Origin of the sequence: Superficieibacter electus (genome assembly GCF_002915575.1) — a bacterium.
GTDB lineage: Bacteria > Pseudomonadota > Gammaproteobacteria > Enterobacterales > Enterobacteriaceae > Superficieibacter > Superficieibacter electus.
Genome location: NZ_PQGD01000002.1, coordinates 77489 through 99340, shown reverse-complemented (window position 1 = coordinate 99340; position 21852 = coordinate 77489). Strand labels below are relative to the sequence as shown.

Below are 21852 nucleotides of genomic sequence, written 5' to 3'. Positions count from 1 at the left end.
GCTTAAATGCCGATGACTATCAGACGGGCGTGTTTGTACGCTTCTTTCACTGAGAGTCGATAGCCATGGACAATAAAACAGCGCTGCAACCTGCGCAAAAGCTGAGTTTTTTACATCATATCCGCCTGGTTCCTCTGTTCTCCACCATCCTCGGTGGCATCCTTGTTTTATTCGCCCTGAGCGCAGGGTTAGCCGGCTATTTTTTGATGCAGGCCGATCGCGATCAAAAGGACGTCACCGAAGAAATTCAGGTGCGAATGGGGCTTTCTAACAGCGCGAATCATCTGCGCACCGCGCGTATCAACCTGATCCACGCCGGAGCGGCCAGTCGCATCGCCGAAATGGAGGCGATGAAGGCCAATATTGCCGAAGCCGAAAAGCGCATCAAACAATCGCAAGATGGTTTTGCGCTTTACATGAACCGCGAGGTTAAAACCCCTGCTGATGAAGCGCTGGACGAGGCGCTGAATGCCCGTTTTTCTGACTACATCAAAGGCATGCAGCCGATGCTCAAATTTGCCAAAAACGGCATGTTTGAAGCCATTATTAATCATGAAAATGAACAGGCTCGTCCGTTGGATGAAGCCTATAACGCCGTGCTCTTGAAGGCGATTCAGTTACGTACTGAAAGGGCGAATAGTCTGCGAGAGCAGGCGCATGATCGTAGCCAACTGGGAATGGTGTTTATGGCGGCAGCATTTGCCATTGCGCTGATACTCACCTTACTAACCTTTGTCGTCCTGCGTCGCACGGTCATTTCTCCGCTCCAGCGCGCCGCGCAGCGTATCGAAAACATCGCCGCAGGCGATTTGACCCTGGCAGATGAAGTCACGGGCCGCAGCGAAATCGGACACTTGAGCCGCGATCTGCAAAAAATGCAGCATTCTCTGGTCCGTACTGTCGGCACTGTCCGCATGGGTGCGGATGAAATCTACCGTGGGACCAGTGAAATCTCGGCGGGCAACACCGACCTCTCAGCGCGTACTGAAGAGCAGGCTGCTGCGATCGAGCAGACCGCTGCCAGTATGGAGCAGTTGACCGCAACGGTGAAGCAGAATGCGGATAATGCGCACCATGCCAGTAAACTGGCGGAAGATGCGTCCGGCAAAGCCAGCCGGGGCGGACAGATCGTCTCGGGCGTGGTGACGACGATGGGGAATATCTCCGCCAGCTCGAAAAAAATCTCGGAAATTACCGCCGTCATTAACAGTATCGCGTTCCAGACCAACATCCTGGCACTAAATGCGGCGGTGGAAGCGGCGCGTGCGGGTGAGCAGGGACGAGGGTTTGCGGTCGTGGCCAGTGAAGTCCGGACCCTTGCCAGCCGCAGTGCACAGGCGGCAAAAGAGATTGAAGGGCTGATTAGCGAATCGGTGACGCTGATCGAGCGCGGCTCCGGTGAAGTGGTCGCCGCAGGCGGCACGATGAAAGAAATCGTCGAGGCAGTGAGGCGTGTGACCGATATCATGCTCGAAATCGCCGCCGCGTCCGATGAGCAAAGCCGGGGGATAACGCAGGTCAGCCAGGCAATCAGTGAAATGGACAATGTCACTCAACAAAACGCCTCGCTGGTGGAAGAAGCCTCAGCCTCCGCAGCGTCGCTTGAAGAACAGGCAGCACGTTTGACTGAAGCCGTTGGCGCTTTCCGCCTGAATAACGGTGCCACCGGACAACGCCCGCCAGCGGTGCAGACACCGGTGTTCGCGCCACAGCGCCCGGCAGTGGCATCAGGAGATAACTGGGAGACGTTTTAAGCGCTGGCCTGTAGCCTGCTGTGCCGGGTGGCGGCTTCGCCTTACCCGGCCTGCAAGCTATCTATATTAATAACGTACTGGTAATTTGTAGGCTTGTACAAGCGCCAGGCATGTTTCCACGCAATCACTCTGGCAACGTTTTACGAATCGCACTCAGCAATGTTTGCGCCCCCGCTGAGAGCGTGGCGTCAATACGGGTTAAGATGCCGATAGGTTCGCCAGTGCCTTGAGTGGTCACGGGCAAGGCAACCAGCGAGCCGACGCGTAAATCATCTTTCACCGCGCCGGAAGGCACAAACCACACGTAGTTGTAATCCACCGTCAGCTGTCGGGAAAGCGAGGCGGAGAGCGTTTCGATGCAGCCTGCCGGCATTTTGCAACCCTGGCTGAGCAACAAGTCCTCGGCATTCTGCCGTGGAGTGGTTCCTCTGGGGGTGACCACTACCGGCCATTCGAGTACGCGGCTGAAGGTAATATTTTCCTGTAGCAGAGGGTGATCGGGACGCACCACCAGCTTTAGCGATTCAAGAAACAACAATTCGTAGTTCAGTCCGCTCATCAACTCAGGATCGGACATACGCCCGATACCCACATCAATCTCGCCGGACTTTAGCGCCGCCAGTAGCATCGGGTTACTCATCGTGGCGACCTGCAGTGTGATATCTTTTTGCTGTTTATGAAATTGGCCGATCACTGCCGGTAATATGCCCAGCGCCGCCGTAGGCAGCGCGCCGATGCGCACAATATCATTATTCACGCCCTCTTTGCGGTTCAGTGATTGCCCGGCAGTGTTCAGCGCGTCCAGCACCTTGACGGCATGGGTCAGAAACTGTTCGCCGACCAGTGTAAGATGTGCGCCCAGGCGTCCACGGTCGAAAAGCCGCACACCCGTCAGTTGCTCAAGTTCATTGAGCGTTTTTGACAGTGCTGGCTGGCTGAGGTTAAGCGTTTCAGCCGCCCGCCCCAGCGTCCCTTGTTGGGCGACGGCAACGAACGTATGCAAGTGACGCAAGCGAATGCGCTGATTAAAAAGGCCATTTTTTTCCATAAACGAATGTTAAAAACAGAGCGACAGGGTGACAAGTAGAGTTATCTAATTTTGATAACTTGCTAGCAAAATTTCATTAACATTTTCGTTTTGTGGTTTATCAACTAATTAGCCCATAAATCAGCCTATTGTCAAAATGGCGGGGCCAGGTAAGTTAATTTTAAGTGAAATTTGCAGTGTTATTCATAAGCAGGGGTCATATAAAAGGTGAATAATCACTGCCGCGCAGGAAGATCGGCGGCGATCACAATTCGTAAATTCTTCCCCCCGTTTTGAAGGCGCTTCTCTACACTCCAGAGAGTATTCACTGGAGGCAGACATCATGGCGAACACCATCACGGCTGATGATATTCGGGAACTATTTTCGCAGGCTATGTCGGCCATGTACCAGCAGGAAGTGCCTCAGTACGGCACGTTACTGGAGCTGGTGGCAGATGTGAATCTGGCGGTGCTGGAGAATAATCCGGCGCTGCATGAGCACCTGGCGAACGCGGATGAGCTGGCACGATTAAATGTTGAACGTCACGGTGCGATCCGCGTCGGTACTGCCCATGAGCTCAGCACGCTGCGCCGACTGTTCGCCGTTATGGGGATGTTTCCTGTAGGTTATTACGACCTTTCACAGGCGGGAGTTCCGGTGCATTCAACCGCGTTTCGACCGATTGATGACGCAGCACTGGCGCGTAATCCGTTTCGAATTTTCACTTCTTTATTACGTCCTGAACTGATTGACGATACAAAGCTGCGGGAACGGGCGATATCAGCCCTCGCACTCCGGGATATTTTTACGCCGCGCTGTCGGGTTCTGCTTGACAGGTTTGATGAGCAGGGGGCGTTTACCCAGGCCGAAGGTGAGGAATTTGTACAGGAAGCACTAGAGACCTTTCGCTGGCATCGTCATGCCACGGTTGATGAAGAGACCTATCATGCGCTGAACAACGAGCACCGTTTGATCGCCGATGTGGTCTGCTTTCCCGGTTGTCACATCAACCATCTTACGCCGCGTACTCTGGATATTGATCGGGTGCAGGCGCTAATGCCGGGCAGCGGCATTGAACCCAAAACGCTCATAGAAGGCCCGCCTCGTCGTGAGGTGCCGATTTTACTGCGCCAGACCAGTTTTAGAGCGCTGGAGGAGCCGGTACTGTTTGCCGGTAGCCATCAGGGAACCCATACCGCGCGTTTTGGCGAAATTGAACAACGCGGCGTGGCACTGACGCCGAAGGGCCGTGAATTATATGACCGGCTATTGGGTGAAGCTGGTATTGGTAAGGATAATCTGACGCATCAGCTCCATTTGCAGGAGGTCTTTAAAGGCTTCCCCGATAGCGATGTTTTACTGCGTCGTCAGGGACTGGCCTATTATCGCTACCGACTGACGCCCTCGGGGGAGGCACATCGTAACGCTATTCATCCCGGTGACGATCCGCAGCCATTGATTGAGCGAGGCTGGGTAATCGCGCAGCCGATTATTTACGAGGATTTTTTACCCGTCAGCGCCGCCGGTATCTTTCAGTCCAACCTGGGGGATGAAAACCACGCGCACCGCCACGGTAACGCTTCGCGGCAGGCATTTGAACAGGCGCTAGGTTGCCCGGTCATGGATGAATTCGCGCTTTACCAACAGGCGCAAGACCGTAGTAAAAAGCGTTGCGGGCTTCTGTAAAGCATTTTGCTAACAATAAAGGGTCTTTTTTATACACAACTTTACCGATGATTCGGTTTGCTCTCATCGACAGAAAATTTTTGCTGCCTGAGGCATTTTTTCCAGCGTCAACAATTGGTTTATTAACGGATTTTGTCTAAAGTGGGCGCTTTCGGGTGCGCTGCCGTCACCGGCAAGGGCGGCTCCATTTGTTGACTAAAGGACGATTTTCCAGGCATGAATCGCAGAAGATTTCTTAAAAATACTATGGCAGTCGCCGCCGTGTACGGCACTTCCGGGATTTCGACGCTGTTCTCGCGTGCAGCCTTCGCTGAGGAGTCGGATATCGCCGACGGCCAGACCCGGCCTTTTGACTTTTCCGTCCTTCAGTCAGACGCCCGCAATCTGGCGAAACAGCCGTGGGTTGGCGCGCCGCGTCCGTTACCCAATACCCTGGCGACACTGACGCCGCAGGCTTACAACAGTATCCAGTATGATGCGGCGCATTCCTTATGGAATAACGTCGAAGGTCGTGAACTGGACGTTCAGTTTTTCCACGTTGGCATGGGCTTCCGCCGTCGGGTGCGCATGTTTTCGCTGGATTCTGCCACCCAGCATGCGCGGGAAATCCATTTTCGCCCCGAGCTGTTCCAGTACAACGATGCGGGCGTTGATACCCGGCAACTGGTAGGGCAGACCGATCTGGGATTTGCCGGGTTCCGTGCCTTTAAAGCCCCGGAGCTGGCGCGGCGAGATATCGTGTCCTTCCTTGGCGCAAGCTATTTCCGTGCGGTAGACAGCACTTACCAGTATGGCCTCTCCGCACGCGGTCTGGCGGTCGATACCTTTACTGACACACCGGAAGAATTCCCGGATTTCACCTCGTTCTGGTTTGAAACCGTCAAACCGGGCGCGACGACGTTCACGGTTTACGCTCTGCTGGACAGCGCCAGCGTGACCGGAGCCTATAAGTTCGTTATCCATTGCGAAGAAAGCCAGGTCATTATGGATGTGGAAAACCATATCTATGCGCGCAAAGACATTAAACAACTCGGTATTGCGCCAATGACCAGTATGTTTAGCTGCGGCAACAATGAGCGCCGGATGTGCGACACCATTCATCCACAAATCCATGACTCTGACCGGCTGGCGATGTGGCGTGGTAACGGCGAGTGGATTTGTCGGCCGCTGAATAATCCACAGAAATTGCAGTTCAACGCTTTTGTCGATAACAATCCGAAAGGCTTTGGTCTTTTACAACTCGACCGTGATTTCTCACACTATCAGGATGTCATGGGCTGGTACAACAAACGTCCGAGCCTGTGGGTCGAGCCGCGCAGTAAATGGGGGAAAGGGGCGGTCAGCCTGATGGAAATCCCGACGACGGGCGAAACGCTGGATAACATTGTTTGCTTCTGGCAGCCGGAAAAAGCGATCCGCGCAGGCGACGAGCTGGACTTTAAATACCGTCTTTACTGGAGCGCCCAACCACCAGTTCGCTCGCCGCTGGCCCGGGTGATGGCAACGCGAACCGGAATGGGCTCTTTCCCGGAAGGATGGGCACCGGGTGAGCATTTTCCTGAGAAATGGTCGCGCCGTTTTGCCATTGATTTTGTCGGCGGCGATTTGAAGGCGGCCGCGCCAAAAGGTATTGAACCGGTGATCACGCTCTCCAGCGGCGAGGCGAAACAGGTCGAAATCCTCTACGTCGAACCTTTCGACGGTTATCGTATTTTGTTCGACTGGTATCCGACATCTGACGCCACCGATCCGGTGGAGATGCGCCTGTTCCTGCGCTGCCAGGGCGACGCGATCAGTGAAACCTGGCTGTATCAATATTTTCCGCCAGCAGCAGACAAACGCAATTACGTAGACGATCGCGTGATGCGCTAGCTGACATTGCCGGGCGGTTAATCTGTCCGGCCATTAAGGAGGTCTTATGAAAGCCAGTCCGGTTAACACGCCAGACATTATCCCGGTTAATGACGCCATCAGTTTGCGTGCCGTCGATGAGATTTTCGTTGCGCCGCTATATCAACTTACGCTGAAAAATAAAGCCTGGTTGCAGCAAACTCTGAACTGGCCACAGTTTGTGAATGAAGAGGCCGACACTCGTCAAACCGTGCAGGGCAATGTAATGCTGCATCAGCGTGGATACGCCAAAATGTATCTGATTTTTCATCACGAGGCTCTGATAGGCGTGCTGTCCTTTAACCTGATCGAACCGTTAAATAAAACGGCGTATATTGGCTACTGGCTGGACGAAGATGCGCAGGGGCAGGGCATTGTCTCCCGGTCGCTACAGGCTCTGATGCAACACTACGTTGAACGCGGCGAGCTGCGCCGCTTCGTCATAAAATGCCGGGTCGATAATGCCAGCAGCAATGCGCTGGCGGTGCGTAATGGCTTTAGCCTTGAAGGATGCCTGAAGCAGGCTGAATATCTTAATGGCGCGTATGACGATCAGAATATCTACGCCCGTATCTTCTCAGAGTAACCCCACCAGCGGTGTGCGGGTGATATGTTGTGTGCCGTTAATCACTTTGTGATCGCGCAGGTGGAGCACATCGCCTGCTGCCGCTTCAATCACCGCGTCGTCGGTTAACTCGATAAAATGCTCAATGACAACATCTCCACTCACTCTGGCGCGCCCCTGAATCACCACATTGTCGTCGATAAGGATCGGACCGCCGCGTAGCCACGCTTCGCCGCCTATCAGTACATGGTGCTTCAGCACGCAGTTGCCCTCGACGACTGCCTTTTCGGCTACCTGTGCGCTATAACGTAGCGTCGGGATGGCATCTTCTTGCGTTCCGGCAATCAGCCGTGCATGGCCATATACTTTGGCACAATCGCACACCCAGACGTTATTTTCCTCATTCCCCTCAAGCAGCGCGAACCCAAACACTTCGGCCCGGTGTTCAATAAATGCATGATTAATGATGGAATCGCCGTAAATCTGCGCCTGATGAACAATCCGGGAGGCGCTGACAGTGGCCCGATCATAGATTTGCAGGATCTGGTCGTGTTCCAGCGTCAGGCCGCGAACGGCAATAATGTCGCTATGGTGTAGCACCCGTGCATCGTTGCGAATCAGGCATTCGCCGCGCACAGTGGAGTTCTGGATAGTGACGTTGTCACTTATGATGGCGTTATCGCTGACGTGTGCCGCATCCAGCCAGGCATTGTCCCGTATCTGCGCCCGGTGGCTGATGCAACAACACTGGGTCAGGCGGGCGTTGCCTTCTATCCTCGCTCCGGCAAATACCACGCTATTCACGTCGTAAATCCAGCAATCGCCCGTTTGGCTTAACGCTGCCTCGCTCTCAATCCAGCCGCCTTCATCGCCCGCCATCACATCCGCAAAGTCCCGCAATGCGACAATCTGATAAAGCGTAACGCGGCAGTTTTCCCCATTTTCCTGATAGCTGTAATGGCGAGTTTCCTCGCGCAGGCGATATTTTTGCATGCTTTTCTCCCGACAGACCTTTGATAAAGGTAGCAGAGGTTATAGCACTGGCTATTAAGAACAGATTTTCTTAAAATGCATAAAAAATACATCTTATAACGCTCAGGAAAAATCATGACGGTACGCGACGAAAATTACTTTACTGAAAAATATGGCTTAACTCGCACGCATTCGGATGTGGTTGAAGCGGCAACGCATATGTCGCCGGGTAAAACGCTGGATTTAGGCTGCGGCAATGGACGCAACAGTTTATGGCTGGCAGCAAATGGGTATGACGTCACCGCATGGGATCGTAACCCAATGAGCATCAACACGCTGGAAACTATCCGGGCGGCAGAAGGTCTGGAAAACCTGCATCCTGCGATTCAGGATCTGAACACGCTGCGTTTTGAAGGGGAGTATGATTTTATTCTCTCGACCGTGGTGATGATGTTCCTTGAGGCGCAGACGATCCCGGGTCTGATTGCCAACATGCAGCGCTGTACCGTACCCGGCGGCTATAACCTTATCGTGGCGGCGATGGATACCGACGATTACCCCTGTACCGTTGGCTTTCCTTTTGCGTTCAGGCGTGGCGAACTGCGTGACTACTACGCTGGCTGGGAATTCATAAAATATAACGAAGACGTCGGTGAACTGCATCGCACCGACGCCAGTGGTAATCGCATCAAGCTGCGTTTTGCCACCATGCTCGCGCGTAAGTCCGCTTAACGCGCGGCCAGCAGGCATAGTTGCCGCGCAACCTGATAAGAGGCCTCGAAGGACTTCAGCGGTAAAAACTCAAACTTTGAGTGGAAGTTGTGCGCACCGGTGAAGAAATTCGGGGTCAGTAATCCTTTCGCCGAAAGCGCCGCCCCATCTGTACCGCCGCGCATCGGCGTGGGTTTAGCCGTAATACCAAGATCCTTCATCGCCTCAAAAATCAAATCCACTGCCCGGCGGTCCTCGCCAATCGCATTGCTGATATTGCTGTAGATATCAGTAATATGGTACTCCACCTTCGCACTTGGATGTCGTTCGGCGATATGACGCGCCACCTCACCAATTTGCTGTTTGCGCTGTTCAAAGCGGGGCAGATCGAAATCACGGATGCTGGCCTGCACTACGGCATAACTTTGCACGGCTTCCATGCCGTTGAACCAGATATAACCTTCGCGGTCGGCGGTATGCTCCGGCGTCTCCAGACGGTCGAATTCGTTGATAAAATCGCAGGCCATCAACAGGGGATTGACCAGAACGCCTTTTGCCGACATCGGATGTGCCGTCACGCCGGTAAAGCGGATCTCAGCGGAAGCTGCATTAAAATTCTCGTAAACCACTTCACCCAGTTCGCAGCAGTCGATAGTCCACGCGAAATCCACCGCAAAACGCTGCAAATCCAGTGCCTTTGCCCCACGTAAACCGACCTCTTCGTCAGGCACGAAAGCCACCACAATATCACCGTGTCGCTGTTCCGCCGTCAGATTCTCCAGCACGGTCATCACCACCGTGACCGCCGCTTTATTATCCGCACCCAGCACGCTGGTGCCGTCGCTGAAAATAATTTCTTCGCCGGGGTAGGCCTTAATTTCCGGATGCTCCTCCACCCGCAGCCAGATGTCTTTCTGTGCATTCAGGCAGAGATCTTCACCAGTAAAACGCAGGATTTGTGGATGAATATCCGGTGACAGCCCGACGTCCACGGTATCGATGTGGGTAATGAAGCCCACGCGAGGCGCGCCGGGCACATTGCCTTTTTTGACTGCCGTGACCGTGGCGTGCTCATCAATAACAATGTCATCAAGCCCCAGTTGTGTCAGCTCTGCTGCCAACGCCCGTGCCATCTCATGTTGGCCGGTGGTTGTCGGCAGAGTGGTTGCCGCCGCATCACTCTGACTGCTGATGGCAAGATAGCGAAAGAAGCGTTGGGTTAATTGACTGGCTAACGGCGAGGACATGGTTTTTCCTTCTTTATTTATGTTATCAGGTGCTTGCAAGGTGTTTTTAGTGGTATCTATGGGACAGCAAACGACACGTACGTCATCCGCCTCTGGTTCAAGAAAACAGGAAAAAATGATGAAAAGCAAATTCTCAACCCTTGCTCTGGCCCTTGCCGCGTTAACGGTAAGTTCAACCGTGGCGGCGAAAACACTGGTTTATTGCTCGGAAGGATCGCCGGAAAATTTTAACCCGCAGCTTTATACTTCCGGCACCAGCGTGGATGCCAGCGCCGTGCCAGTCTACAACCGGCTGGTGGATTTCAAGGTGGGTACTACCGAGTTAATACCGAGCCTGGCAGAAAGCTGGGATGTCAGCGAGGACGGTAAAACGTACACCTTCCATTTGCGCAAGGGGGTGAAGTTTCAGAGCAATAAATACTTTAAACCAACCCGCGATTTTAACGCCGATGACGTGATTTTCTCGTTTATGCGCCAGAAAGATCCCAACAATCCTTATCACAAGATTTCTGGTGGTACCTACTCTAACTTTGAAAGTCTGGAGTTCGGCACGCTGATTACCCGTATTGATAAAGTGGATGACTATACGGTGCGCTTTAACCTCGCTCACCCGGAAGCGCCGTTTGTTGCCGACCTGGGCTGGTATTTCGCCTCGATCCTGTCTGCTGAATATGCCGATAGCATGCTGAAAGCGGGCACGCCGGAGCGGGTGGATATGGAGCCGGTGGGCACCGGGCCGTTCAAGCTGGCGCAGTATCAGAAAGATTCGCGTATTTTGTACACCGCCTTCCCGGAGTACTGGGGCGGAAAAGCGAAGCTGGATCGGCTGGTGTTCAGCATTACCCCGGACGCCTCAGTACGCTTCGCCAAGCTTGAGAAAAACGAGTGTCAGGTGATGCCGTTCCCCAATCCTGCTGATTTAGAGCGCATGAAAGCCAATAACGATCTCAACCTGATGAGCAAAGCCGGGCTGAATACCGGTTTCCTCGCCTTTAACACCCAGAAAGCGCCACTAGATAACGTTAAGGTCCGGCAGGCACTGGCGCTGGCGATCAATAAGCCAGCCATTATTGAGGCGGTATTTCACGGCACCGGCACGGCGGCCAAAAACCTTCTGCCGCCCGGCGTATGGAGTGCCGACAGCGAGCTGAAGGATTACGACTACGATCCGCAAAAAGCGAAAGCGCTACTGAAAGAGGCCGGGCTACCGGAGGGAACAACCATCGACTTATGGGCCATGCCGGTGCAGCGTCCTTATAATCCGAACGCGAAACGGATGGCGGAGATGATTCAGGCCGACTGGGCAAAAGTCGGCGTTAAAGCCAAAATCGTAACCTATGAATGGGGTGAATACCTCCAGCGTGTGAAGAGTGGCGAGCATCAGGCGGCGTTGATGGGCTGGACCACTGCGACCGGCGATCCGGATAACTTCTTCGGCCCTCTGTTTACCTGCACATCAGCCAATGGCGGGTCAAACTCGGCAAAATGGTGCTACAAGCCGTTTGATAAGCTGATTGCCGACGCCAAAGTGATAACCGATCAGGAAAAACGCACTGCGTTGTATAAACAGGCGCAGCAGATGATGCACGATCAAATGCCTGCGGTCATGATCGCCCACTCGACTATTTTTGAACCGGTACGCAAAGAGGTGACTGGCTATGAAATTGATCCGTTTGGCAAACACATTTTTTATCAGGTGGATATGAAGTAACGCTCAGGTCTGGCCGGCGCGACAGTGGAAAATGTGAGCCAGGTTGGTTTCACATCGCTCGCTGCTTGCGCGGGGCCAGCTTTAGCAACATGGTGCCCACAGGGTTAAGGATACTCAAGAGGGCACTATGTCAGCGAAAGAAGATCTTTATCATAAACTCAATGCCACATGGCGGACGCCTCTGTGCAGTTTTACAACTCAGGACTGCGAGAACTTTACCTCCGCCAGCCGTAGCGTTATCAGCCTTTATCTCAATCAACTTTGCGAAGACGGTTATCTGCGCAAAGAGGCAACACGCCCGGTTCGTTTCTGGCTGACTGAACACTGTCTGGAGCAGGATAGATCAAACACCGCCACGGCGTTCAACGCACTCATCGGATCAATGGGCAGCCTTAAGACGGCGGTCGAACTCTGTGTTGCGGCGGTGAATTACCCCGAGGGAGGGTTGCCTGTTTTGTTGACAGGCGAAAGCGGAGTAGGGAAAAGTTATCTGGCACAATTGCTTCATCAATATGCCTGTGAAACCGGGGCGGTGGCGACCGGGGCAAGACTGGTTGAACTGAACTGTGCCGACTATGCCAACAATCCGGAGTTGCTTTCCGGTACACTTTTTGGCTATGTAAAGGGAGCCTTTACCGGTGCGGATCGTCATAAAACCGGCCTGCTTGATGATGCTGATGGCGGTTTTTTGTTTCTTGATGAAGTGCATCGCCTCTCGGCGGAAAATCAGGAAAAGCTATTTTTGTTTATGGATAAAGGCTATTTTTACCGCCTCGGTGATAACAGTCAGCCCTGTAAGGCCCGCGTACGTTTCGTTTTTGCGACCACTGAAAATACCGGGAATGTCCTGCTGACCACCTTCCGTCGCCGTATTCCGGTAAATATCCAGTTGCCCTCATGGGAATCACGGCCATTTATGGAGCAACTTACCCTGATCTCCAGCTTTTTCTCCCACGAGACCAGACGGTTTCGTCAGGACATTCACGTCGATAATGCCCTGATCCGCCAGTTAATTGCCACCCCGGTGCAAGGTAATATTGGCGAATTAAAAAATCATATTAAAGTACTTTGCGCTTCTGCCTGGGCGCGGCGAAACCAGACCGGTATTTGCATTGATGGCCCGACGGGCAGACATAACGAAAAAGACCGGGTGACATTCAGCGCCCTTGATAACGCGCCTGATATGTCCTCTTTGTCTTCGTTCTACAGCGGGCCAGATGAAAATCTGCTGGAGAATTTTTGCCGCAGCGCTAATGTGCCGTTATTTATTCGCAAGCTGGAAGAGCAGGCCGGAAGACTGCCAGCCAATCGTTTTTATCAGGGAACCCTCTGGCAACTCACTAAAGATAGCCTGGTGGAATTTAACGATTTGACGGGTATTACTGTGGGACCGGTGATGGAAAAAGCGGTTTTTCACTGTCTGCAATGGTCGCTGAATGAGCCAGTAGAGGAAGAGAGGGTTAAATACCTTAATGAGGTAACCGGCTACGCGCCGCTACGTGCACGCTTGCTGGCGCAGGAGTGTGTCACACTGTTTGAGAAGCACTTTACGCCCGCGCAAATTTGTTTAATGGAGCCTTTGCTTAGCGCAATCTTCAGCCATCAGGTAGAGCCGGAGCCATTAATTCAGGGAATCATTGTCTCACATGGCTCCTCCACCGCCTCAAGTATCGCAGGTACTGCCAATAAATTACTCGGCGGCTTCTATCTGAAAGCATTTGATATGCCTCTGTCGGTGAATACTAAAGGGATTATATCCCGGTTAAAAGAGTGGATTATTCGCCTTAAAGAACAAAATGGTATGATCATCCTGGTGGATATGGGGTCGCTACAGGATATTTATAGCGAAATAAAACTGCATATCCAGGGTGACCTGTTAGTGATGAACAATGTCAGTACTGCCATGGCACTGGATATTGCCGGAAAAATCCAGCACAAACTGGCGATGAAGGAGATTGTGGACAATATCAAAGGCGCATGGGAGGTAGAAGCCCGCTACTATTCGGGCATTGTCGAGGGGAATAAAATTATTATTTCCTGTATCTCAGGTGAAGGGGTTGCCCGCCAATTACAGGAGATTACCCGTCGCTATATTAGCGATGAGTCCATTGATATCGTAACGATGGAATATGACGATCTGAAATGGAAAATTTCCAAAGCGGATAGTGCACTTTACGGCACGCGATTGTTAATCACTACGACCGAAATAGATGCCGGATACTTACCCCAAATCAACACCCGCCAGCTGATCGGCGAAAAACCTGAGCTTTTGTGGAAAAATTACTTTTCGCAAATCATGCCTATTCAGGAAATGCAGCGCATGATCGATGAAATTGTCATTCTGTTCACCCTTGAAGGTGTGGCCGGCCACCTTTCTTTCCTCAATCCACGTATTATTATCGACGAAGTGGAGAACGTGGTGAAGTTTTTTGAGTTGACCTATGGCATCCACTTTGAGAGCTATTTGCGTATTAATCTCTTCATGCATCTGGCGGCAATGATTGAGCGATTATTAACCCACGACGGGCTTTCACATCGTGACGAATTTGAGCTTACGCCTCATCAGCATGCCTATATGGCGCTCGTGCCGGAAGCATTTCGTACGCTTATTACCAAATATCGTATTACGCTGACGACGACCGAAGCATTAATGATTTATGAATTGATGGAACCCTGGATCACAGTAGCGTCTGAAGATACGTTAGTGTTGAAGAACCATCATAACAGTGTTTAAACCCGAATCATGAATACACACAACAAACAACTTCCTGATTAATATAGGGAAATAAAAATGGCACGCTATTTGTATTAATCTTCGTAGCTATTGCATAACGGAGGTAAACCAGATGGCGTCAACACAGTGGATTTCACTGAATCAGAAAATCATTATTGTGACCGGAGGCAGTTCCGGCATTGGAGAAAAAATAGTAGGAGGGTTGTCACAAAATAACGCCCAGGTTGTGGTGGCCGACTTACAGCTCCCGTCAGAAGAGCAGAAAGTCGCAGGCGTTGATTATCAACTATGTGATATCACCGATCGCAATGCTGTGCGCAGCCTGATGCACGGTGTCGTTCAGCGTTATGGCCGTATTGATGGCCTGGTGAATAACGCGGCGGTCAATCGTGCGCGACTGCTGGTCGATTATTACGGGCAGGCACCAGAATATGAACTTAGCGATGACGATTTCGATTTTATGATCAATATAAATCAAAAAGGGACGTTTATTTGTGCGCAGGAAAGCGCTCGTCAGATGATTGTACAAAAGTCTGGCGTCATCATTAACATTCTTTCTGAAGCGGGCATTGAAGGGTCCAAAGGGCAGAGCTGCTATGCGGCCACCAAAGCGGCGGTGCATGGGTTTACGCTTTCATGGGCGAAAGAACTGGGCGCATTCGGCATTCGTGTCGTAGGGGTTGCGCCTGGTATTAACGAGCCAACACCTATGGGCAACATGGCGCACCGCAAAGCCCTGGCCTACACCCGTGGCGTGGCCGTCACGGATATTGATGAGGATTACAGTCATAAAATCCCTCTGGGGCGACCGGGACGACTGACGGAAATCGCCGATCTGGTGATATGGCTGGCATCGGATCAGGCCAGTTATATCACCGGAACGACGATTAATATTACCGGAGGAAAGTCTCGCGGTTAACCCTATTTTTTTCAGGATTATTTTATGGATCAGAAAATAATGCCGCCCTGGCTGGTGGTTATCTCACACGGTAATTTTGGCAAGGAACTGGTAAACAGCTGTGAGATGATCTTAGGAAAAGTTGATAACATTTACTGTTTTTCTCTGGAGCCGGGTATGGCTCCTGAGCAACTGCTGGAGAATGTTACTGAACTACTCCATGATGCACCACAAAATGTGGTTATTTTCACCGATATTTATGCGGGTACGCCGTCCAATGTGGCAACCATATTCGCTAAACAAAAACGTTATCAGGTCATTTGTGGCATGAATTTGCCGATGCTAATTGAAGCAGAAATGCAACGTTATGATGTCGCTTTTGAGGATCTTATCGCAAAGATTATCGCTGCCGGAAACGACAGCATTATAAACATTACCTCATTAACCCATGGTAGAGAGTATGAATAATATAAAACTGGTTCGAATCGACTTTCGCCTTATTCATGGTCAGGTTATAACAAAATGGCGAAATATTATTGCAGCCACCGAAATTGTTATTGTTGACGATAAACTATCTAAAGACAGTTTCTTAGCCGATATCTATGTAATGGCTGCACCGCCGGGCGTCGCGGTACACGTTCTGTCACAAGATGATTTTCTTAAGGGCATACACGCCGGCGAGTACAGTAATGGTAAAAGCAACGTCCTGGTGTTATTTAAATCAATTGGTAATTTGCGCCATCTGGTTGAACAGGAGGTTAACTTCCCGGCAGTACAAATCGGTGGGCTGGGCGGAGGCGTTAATCGGCGTAGTGTTGTCAACGGTATTTCTATCGACGATCAAGATTTGCAGGATTTAAAGTTTATACAGGAACGGGGGGCCGAAGTGTATTTTCAGGTCACGCCTGAAGAGGTCAGATTAACGCTGGATAAAGCCATTGCCCGACTGGAGGGATAATCATGGTTGAAATCGCAATTTTCACAGGTATCTGGTACTGGATTTGTAAAACTGATATCGGCTACGCCATTACCCATGCTATACGCCAGCCTTTATTTTCTTCCGTCATTATCGGCTTAATCATGGGCGATGTGACTCAGGCTGTGATTATCGGCGCGGCGATCCAGATCCTCTATATTGGTCTGGTGGCAGCCGGGTCCAACTTACCGGCGGACGATTGCCTGGCTGGCCTCATCGCAATCCCACTGGCACTCAATACCGGCCTGTCACCGACGCTGGCGATTGCTATCGCGGTGCCAGTCGGCGTGATGGGCGTGTTTCTCGATCAGTTCCGTAAAACGGTTAATGCTGTGTTCGTGCACATGGCGGATAAGTACGCGGAGGAGGGAAACGTCCGGCAAATAAAACTCTGTGCGGTTGTCTGGCCAACGGTATTAGGCTTCTTTATCCGCTTCCCGGTACCGTTCCTTGCCAATATGTACGGTAAAGATAGCATTAATACTTTTCTGGCCAGCGTTCCCGAATGGCTGATTCATGGTTTCAGCGTGGCGGGAGGATTGTTACCCGCGCTCGGCTTTGCGCTGACTATTTTTGTTATCGGCAAGAAAGCGCTGCTGCCATGGTTTTTTATCGGTTATTTCCTCGTTCAGTTCAGCGGCATCCCGGTTTTCGGCGCGGCTATTTTCGGCCTGAGTGCAGTGCTGCTTATTTCGTATTACCAGAATCATAGAGACGCATAAGGAGCCGATGATGGAAACCAAATTGATTACTGAAAAAGACGTCAAAAATAGCTGGCTCTATTACTACATTGTGGCAGAAATGGGCATTTCTTATGAACGTTTACAGGCGCTGGGTTTTACCACCGCGATCCTGCCCATTCTGCAAAAACTGTATCCGGACCCGGAAGATTTAAAACAGGCCATCAAGCGGCACCTGGTCTTCTATAACACCGAAGCAGTTTACGGTGCACCGATAAACGGTATTGTTATTGCGATGGAAGAGCAAAAAGCGCGCGGCGCGGATATTGATGACGATACCATCACCGGGATTAAAACTGGTCTGATGGGGCCGATGGCCGGGATAGGAGACTCCATCGACTGGGCGACACTTAAGCCGATTATTTTCGGGCTGGCGGTAACGCTATCGACCAACGGCAGTGTACTGGGGGCATTTTTCCTGCTTTTGCTGCCGCTGATACAGATCGTCGTCGGGCGAAAACTGGCGGCGTATGGCTATCGTGCTGGGCAGGCGTCAATTCGAGAGATCCTCCATTCAGGCCACATTCGTACGCTTATCACCGGTGCAAGCACGCTGGGGCTATTTATGATGGGCGCGCTTTCGTCCACCTACGTGAAGCTCAGTACGCCACTGGAATTCAGTTTTGGTTCACAGAATAAACCCTTTGTCCTTCAGCAGGTCATCGACAATATTGTACCCGGTATCTTACCGTTACTGGCCGTGTTTGGTATTTACTGGTGGTTGCTCAAGCGTAACCAGAACTTTACCATCATTATGGTATTAATTATTGCTGTTTCAATTATTGGGTCTCTTGTTGGGTTATTTTAAAGGAGCGTAAGCATGCAAGCTTTACATTTTGGTGCAGGGAGCATCGGTCGGGGTTTTATCGGCGATCTGCTCTATGAGTCCGGCTATGATATTATTTTTGTTGATACCAATAGCCAGCTTAATGAACAAATAAATCGGCAAGGTGGTTATGATATTTATGCGATTGAAAATGCATATCAGCGAAAATTTATTCCGGTAAAAAAAGCGCTTTCGCCACTGACACAGCGAGACGACATTATTCGCCAATGCGTGAATGCCGATCTGATAACCACCGCCGTCTGGGCCGATAATCTTTGTAAAATCGCACCGCTGCTGCTGGCCGGGCTACAGGCCAGGCAGCGAGCTGGGAAAGAGAAAATAAATGTTATCGTCTGCGAAAACGCGTTATTCAATGGTCAGCTCCTGCGTCGTGAATTACTGACGCTGGGAGAAGAGGCGGTAGATGAACTGGCCGCCTTTCCGGACACGGCTGTCGATCGAATGGTGCTTACCGCCCAGCGCGATGGTAAAGATGTCATTGACGTTGGTGTTGACTATGAACTGGTCATCGACCGCAAGGCACTGCTTGACCCGCAGCACCAGCCACTGCGCGGGGCTATTTATACTGATAATTTGCAAAAATACCTGGAGCGTAAATTATATATAATTAACGGTGGTCATGCGTGGGCTGGATTTGTCGGCCGTGTAAAAGGTTACGACACCATGCAGCAGATCTTTGCTGATACTGGTCTGGTCGCAGAAATTAAAGAAAGTATGCGTGAAACGGCGAGGCTATTGCACATTAAATATGCTTTTCCACTTGCGGAACTGGAAGCTTATATCCAGTTTGTCATTAATCGTTTTAGCACCCCGGGAATTGTTGACACTGTACAACGCGTTTGCCGCTCGCCTGTGCGTAAACTGGCAGCGGGCGATCGGTTAACTGGCCCATGCGAACAATGTGAAGCGGCCGGATTGCCTGCGGATTATTTAGTCAAAGGCATCGCGGCGGCTTTACATTATAACGATCCAGATGATGATCAAAGCGTAGCGTTGCAAAAATATATTGCTGAACACAATGTTAGTCAGGCAATTACTCACTTTACCGGCATACAAGAGAATACTCATTTGCATGACCGTATATTATTCCACTATGCAGAAATGATGTCCTGATTTGAATTAAAAAAATAAGAGGTGTTTATGTCTTTTACTAATAAAGACGGGCTGGCTATTGCGTTGGCGATGGTGAAAACCATTCAGGAGAAGAAAGTATGGCTCAGCGAAATAGACGGTGCAGCAGGCGATGGCGATCATGGAATCAATATGAACAAAGGTTTTACCCTGGCGCTCAATAAAATAGATCCCGCGATGAATATGAGCGAAGCCTTCCTGATTATTAGCCAGGTTTTACTGGAAGAAATTGGCGGATCAATGGGGCCACTTTATGGCATCTGGTTCCGCAGGCTAAGCCGTGAATCAGCGGAACATGATGTTATCAATACTTCGTTATTACGCACCATGTTCTCAGCGGCGCTAATCGATTTGCAAACGCTCACGGCGGCGGTACCCGGCGATAAAACGCTGCTGGACGTATTGATACCGGCGACACAGCAATTTAACGCTGCGCTGGCAGCGGGGGAAAGCTGTGCCGGAAGCCTTTTGAAGATGCAGCAGGCCGCCGAAGATGGATTTGACGCTACCCGCCAGATGTATCCTCGCGTGGGACGAGCCAGCCGGGTTGGCGAGCGTAGCGTAGGGCATCCGGATGCTGGAGCCGGCTCCTGCATGTTGCTGTTACAGGCTTTTACCAGAACGACAATGTCATTAATCAAAAAGGAGGCTAACCATGCAGAGGCTGATTAACGATCCGGATAACGTCGTGGATGACATGCTAAGCGGATTTCTGCAAGTACATGGCGATCGTGTACAGGCAAGCGTAGCGAACCCGCGGGTAATCTTCAGCAAACGGGCCGCGGATGAACCTGCTCGCGTTGGCTTAGTCAGCGGTGGCGGTAGCGGTCACGAACCTGCCTTTATTGGCTATGTGGGGGAGGGATTACTGGATGCCGTCGCCGTGGGCGAAGTGTTTTCTTCGCCTGGCCCTGGTGCTTTTCTGGAAGCGATACGCGGTGCAGATCGGGGTAACGGCGTCGCCTGCCTGTTTGGTAATTACGCCGGGGACTCCATGAATGTTCAGATGGCCATCCGACTGGCAGAAGAAGAGGGACGGCGCGTAGCGGTGGTCAAAGCACGGGACGATATCGCCTCCGCCCCGAAAAGCGAGGCGGAGAAACGCCATGGCATTGCTGGCGGCGTACTGATGTGGAAAACCGCTGGCGCAATCGCCGCACAAGGCGGAACGCTGGAAGAGGTCACCACTATTGCCACGCAGACCGCGCAACGCACCCGCAGCGTGTGCATTGGCCTTGCACCATGCACGATCCCGGCGGCGGGAAAACCCAATTTTACCATTGATGCCGGAAATTTTGAGTTCGGTATTGGTCATCATGGTGAAACGGGCCAATACGTTGCGCCGCTGGACAGTGCGCAAAACATTGCTAAGACCATGGTGGCCGCACTGCTGACAGATTTTAATTTGCCGGCGGGCAATGAATTTGCCGTGATGGTCTCCGGCCTTGGCGCAACGCCGTTAATGGAACAGTACCTGATGGCTGGACATGTTATCGAGGCGCTACGCCGCGAGGGGCATACCGTCTGGCGTTGCTACACGGGCGATTATGTCACCTCGCTCGACATGAATGGCCTGTGTCTTACGTTTCTGCAACTTGATGAACATCTTAAACCGCTTCTCTCCTTTCCGGCGTCAGCGTCGGGACTGGCATCTTTGTACTGAAAAAAGGAACTGAAAATCAAACTGCAACTGGCTCTTGATGAATTACCGTTGGATGAGGCGCTCGCACTGGCAGAGACGTTGCGCCAATACATTGACATCATTGAAATTGGCACGCCGTTTGTGATTGCCGAAGGCATGAAGGCGGTACGCGTTTTTCATGAACGTTTTCCTGAAAAGGAAATTCTGTCCGATGAAAAAATCATGGACGGAGGTTACTTTGAAAGCAAACTGGCTTTTGATGCCGGAGCAAATTATGTTACCGCATTAGGTGTTACCGATATTCTGACGGTTAAGGCTTGTCTGCGCGCTGCCGAAGAGGCAGGACGTCACCTGGTCATCGACATGATTTGTGTCGAGGATTTACCTGGCCGCATTCAGGAACTGGAAGCGGCGGGGGTCAAACATCTCGCCGTCCATACCGGAGCCGATCAGCAGGCGGCAGGCCGTCAGCCTATTGAAGACTTAAAAGTCATGAAACAGCACGCTCGTCAGGCGCGCATTTCGGTGGCCGGGGGCATAAATAGTAAAACCATTGCCCAGTACGTCGCCCTGAAACCGGATGTCATTATCGTTGGCTCAGCAATTACCCGCGCACAGGTTCCGCTTGAAGAAGCGCGATTAATCAAAATGGCTATGCAGGCGGCGTAAGGAGGATATATGACACAGTGTCAACACTTGCAGGCAATTCTGGCCGAACTCACGGCAGATGCACACGCTATTGATGGTGAGGCCGTTAAGGCGCTGGGAGAGGCTATCCTGCGTGCTAACCGGGTCTTTGTTGCCGGTGCAGGCCGGTCCGGTTTTGCGGCGCGGGCTTTTTCTAACCGACTGATGCATCTGGGCTTTAACGTCTGGTTTGTCGGCGAACCCACCACGCCGTCCATACAGCAAGGCGATTTGTTGATTGTTGGTTCGGGGTCTGGCGAGACCGCAAGCCTGGTGACAATGGCGCAAAAAGCGCACAAGCAGGGCGCGGAAATCGCCACTCTCACCATTTACCCTGACCATACCATTGGTCGGCTGGCGACAACGATTATTCGTATTCCGGGTATCACCGCCAAAAGCGACGACGCCTCAACCAAGGCTGAGACCATCCAGCCAACAGGATCGTCATTTGAACAATTGAGCTGGTTGATTTACGACAGTGTGGTGATCGCCCTTAAGGATACGACGGCGCAAACCGACGCGCAGATGTTCAGTCGTCATGCCAATCTTGAGTAAATGAAGTAGTTTTCCCCAACGTAAACGTCTCCTCGCCAGTAAAATGGCAGGAGACGTTTGATGTTTTACGAGCCTCAG

Annotated in this window: 20 protein-coding genes; 17 read left to right on the top strand and 3 right to left on the bottom strand. The window is 51.6% G+C overall.

What is annotated here, in order from left to right; genetic code table 11:
- Positions 1-65 precede the first annotated feature (65 nt).
- Positions 66-1754, top strand: coding sequence for a methyl-accepting chemotaxis protein (locus tag CHU32_RS02515; protein ID WP_103750775.1), 1689 nt, complete (start codon positions 66-68; stop codon positions 1752-1754).
- A gap of 124 nt (positions 1755-1878) precedes the next feature.
- Here CHU32_RS02515 and CHU32_RS02510 read toward each other — a convergent pair whose 3' ends face one another.
- Positions 1879-2802, bottom strand: a complete 924-nt coding sequence (locus tag CHU32_RS02510) for a LysR substrate-binding domain-containing protein (RefSeq protein ID WP_103676436.1) — start codon at positions 2800-2802, stop codon at positions 1879-1881.
- Between the two features lie 322 nt (positions 2803-3124).
- Between CHU32_RS02510 and hglS the strand changes: the two genes are divergently transcribed.
- From hglS to rimL, 3 genes are all read left to right on the top strand, one after another.
- On the top strand, positions 3125-4468 hold the full coding sequence (gene hglS, locus CHU32_RS02505) for a 2-oxoadipate dioxygenase/decarboxylase HglS (RefSeq protein WP_103676435.1): 1344 nt from the start codon (positions 3125-3127) through the stop codon (positions 4466-4468).
- A gap of 216 nt (positions 4469-4684) precedes the next feature.
- Positions 4685-6340: a glucan biosynthesis protein D gene (locus tag CHU32_RS02500; protein ID WP_103676434.1), complete on the top strand. Its 1656-nt coding sequence runs from the start codon at positions 4685-4687 to the stop codon at positions 6338-6340.
- Between the two features lie 46 nt (positions 6341-6386).
- On the top strand, positions 6387-6944 hold the full coding sequence (gene rimL, locus CHU32_RS02495) for a 50S ribosomal protein L7/L12-serine acetyltransferase (RefSeq protein ID WP_103676433.1): 558 nt from the start codon (positions 6387-6389) through the stop codon (positions 6942-6944).
- Here rimL and ydcK read toward each other — a convergent pair.
- A complete protein-coding gene (gene ydcK, locus CHU32_RS02490; RefSeq protein WP_103676432.1) occupies positions 6936-7916 on the bottom strand; it encodes a YdcK family protein in 981 nt (326 codons plus the stop codon). The two genes, rimL and ydcK, sit on opposite strands and share 9 nt — an antisense overlap.
- Positions 7917-8030: 114 nt before the next feature.
- On the opposite strand from ydcK, the gene tehB reads away from it, so the two are divergent.
- Positions 8031-8627, top strand: a complete 597-nt coding sequence (tehB, locus tag CHU32_RS02485; protein ID WP_103676431.1) for a tellurite resistance methyltransferase TehB — start codon at positions 8031-8033, stop codon at positions 8625-8627.
- Here tehB and pepT read toward each other — a convergent pair.
- Positions 8624-9853, bottom strand: coding sequence for a peptidase T (gene pepT / locus CHU32_RS02480; RefSeq protein ID WP_103676430.1), 1230 nt, complete (start codon positions 9851-9853; stop codon positions 8624-8626). The two genes, tehB and pepT, sit on opposite strands and share 4 nt — an antisense overlap.
- Positions 9854-9971: 118 nt before the next feature.
- Here pepT and CHU32_RS02475 point away from each other — a divergent pair, with 118 nt between their 5' ends.
- From CHU32_RS02475 to hxlB, 12 genes are all read left to right on the top strand, one after another.
- Positions 9972-11564: an ABC transporter substrate-binding protein gene (locus CHU32_RS02475; protein ID WP_103676429.1), complete on the top strand. Its 1593-nt coding sequence runs from the start codon at positions 9972-9974 to the stop codon at positions 11562-11564.
- Between the two features lie 127 nt (positions 11565-11691).
- Positions 11692-14298, top strand: coding sequence for a sigma 54-interacting transcriptional regulator (locus tag CHU32_RS02470; protein WP_103676428.1), 2607 nt, complete (start codon positions 11692-11694; stop codon positions 14296-14298).
- Positions 14299-14410: 112 nt separating this feature from the next.
- Positions 14411-15217, top strand: a complete 807-nt coding sequence (locus CHU32_RS02465) for a sorbitol-6-phosphate dehydrogenase subunit (protein ID WP_103676427.1) — start codon at positions 14411-14413, stop codon at positions 15215-15217.
- 24 nt (positions 15218-15241) lie between these two features.
- Complete coding sequence (locus CHU32_RS02460; protein ID WP_103676426.1) at positions 15242-15664, top strand: PTS sugar transporter subunit IIA; 423 nt, start codon at positions 15242-15244, stop codon at positions 15662-15664.
- Positions 15657-16154: a PTS sugar transporter subunit IIB gene (locus tag CHU32_RS02455; protein WP_103676425.1), complete on the top strand. Its 498-nt coding sequence runs from the start codon at positions 15657-15659 to the stop codon at positions 16152-16154. The genes CHU32_RS02460 and CHU32_RS02455 overlap by 8 nt, the downstream gene beginning before the upstream one ends.
- A 2-nt stretch (positions 16155-16156) precedes the next feature.
- Positions 16157-16894: a PTS mannose/fructose/sorbose/N-acetylgalactosamine transporter subunit IIC gene (locus CHU32_RS02450; protein ID WP_103676424.1), complete on the top strand. Its 738-nt coding sequence runs from the start codon at positions 16157-16159 to the stop codon at positions 16892-16894.
- A 7-nt stretch (positions 16895-16901) separates the two neighbouring features.
- The gene (locus CHU32_RS02445) at positions 16902-17720 is read left to right on the top strand and encodes a PTS system mannose/fructose/sorbose family transporter subunit IID (RefSeq protein WP_103676423.1); all 819 of its coding nucleotides are present in this window, start codon (positions 16902-16904) and stop codon (positions 17718-17720) included.
- 12 nt (positions 17721-17732) lie between these two features.
- Positions 17733-18872 (top strand): mannitol dehydrogenase family protein, encoded by a 1140-nt coding sequence (locus CHU32_RS02440; protein ID WP_103676422.1) that lies wholly within the window; start codon positions 17733-17735, stop codon positions 18870-18872.
- Between the two features lie 27 nt (positions 18873-18899).
- Positions 18900-19562, top strand: coding sequence for a dihydroxyacetone kinase subunit DhaL (gene dhaL, locus CHU32_RS02435; RefSeq protein ID WP_103676421.1), 663 nt, complete (start codon positions 18900-18902; stop codon positions 19560-19562).
- Positions 19546-20553, top strand: a complete 1008-nt coding sequence (locus CHU32_RS02430; RefSeq protein WP_103676420.1) for a dihydroxyacetone kinase subunit DhaK — start codon at positions 19546-19548, stop codon at positions 20551-20553. Before dhaL ends, CHU32_RS02430 begins: the two co-directional genes overlap by 17 nt.
- Positions 20554-20562: 9 nt before the next feature.
- Positions 20563-21201, top strand: a complete 639-nt coding sequence (gene hxlA / locus CHU32_RS02425) for a 3-hexulose-6-phosphate synthase (protein ID WP_342749243.1) — start codon at positions 20563-20565, stop codon at positions 21199-21201.
- Between the two features lie 9 nt (positions 21202-21210).
- On the top strand, positions 21211-21774 hold the full coding sequence (gene hxlB / locus CHU32_RS02420; protein ID WP_103676418.1) for a 6-phospho-3-hexuloisomerase: 564 nt from the start codon (positions 21211-21213) through the stop codon (positions 21772-21774).
- Positions 21775-21852: the final 78 nt, after the last annotated feature.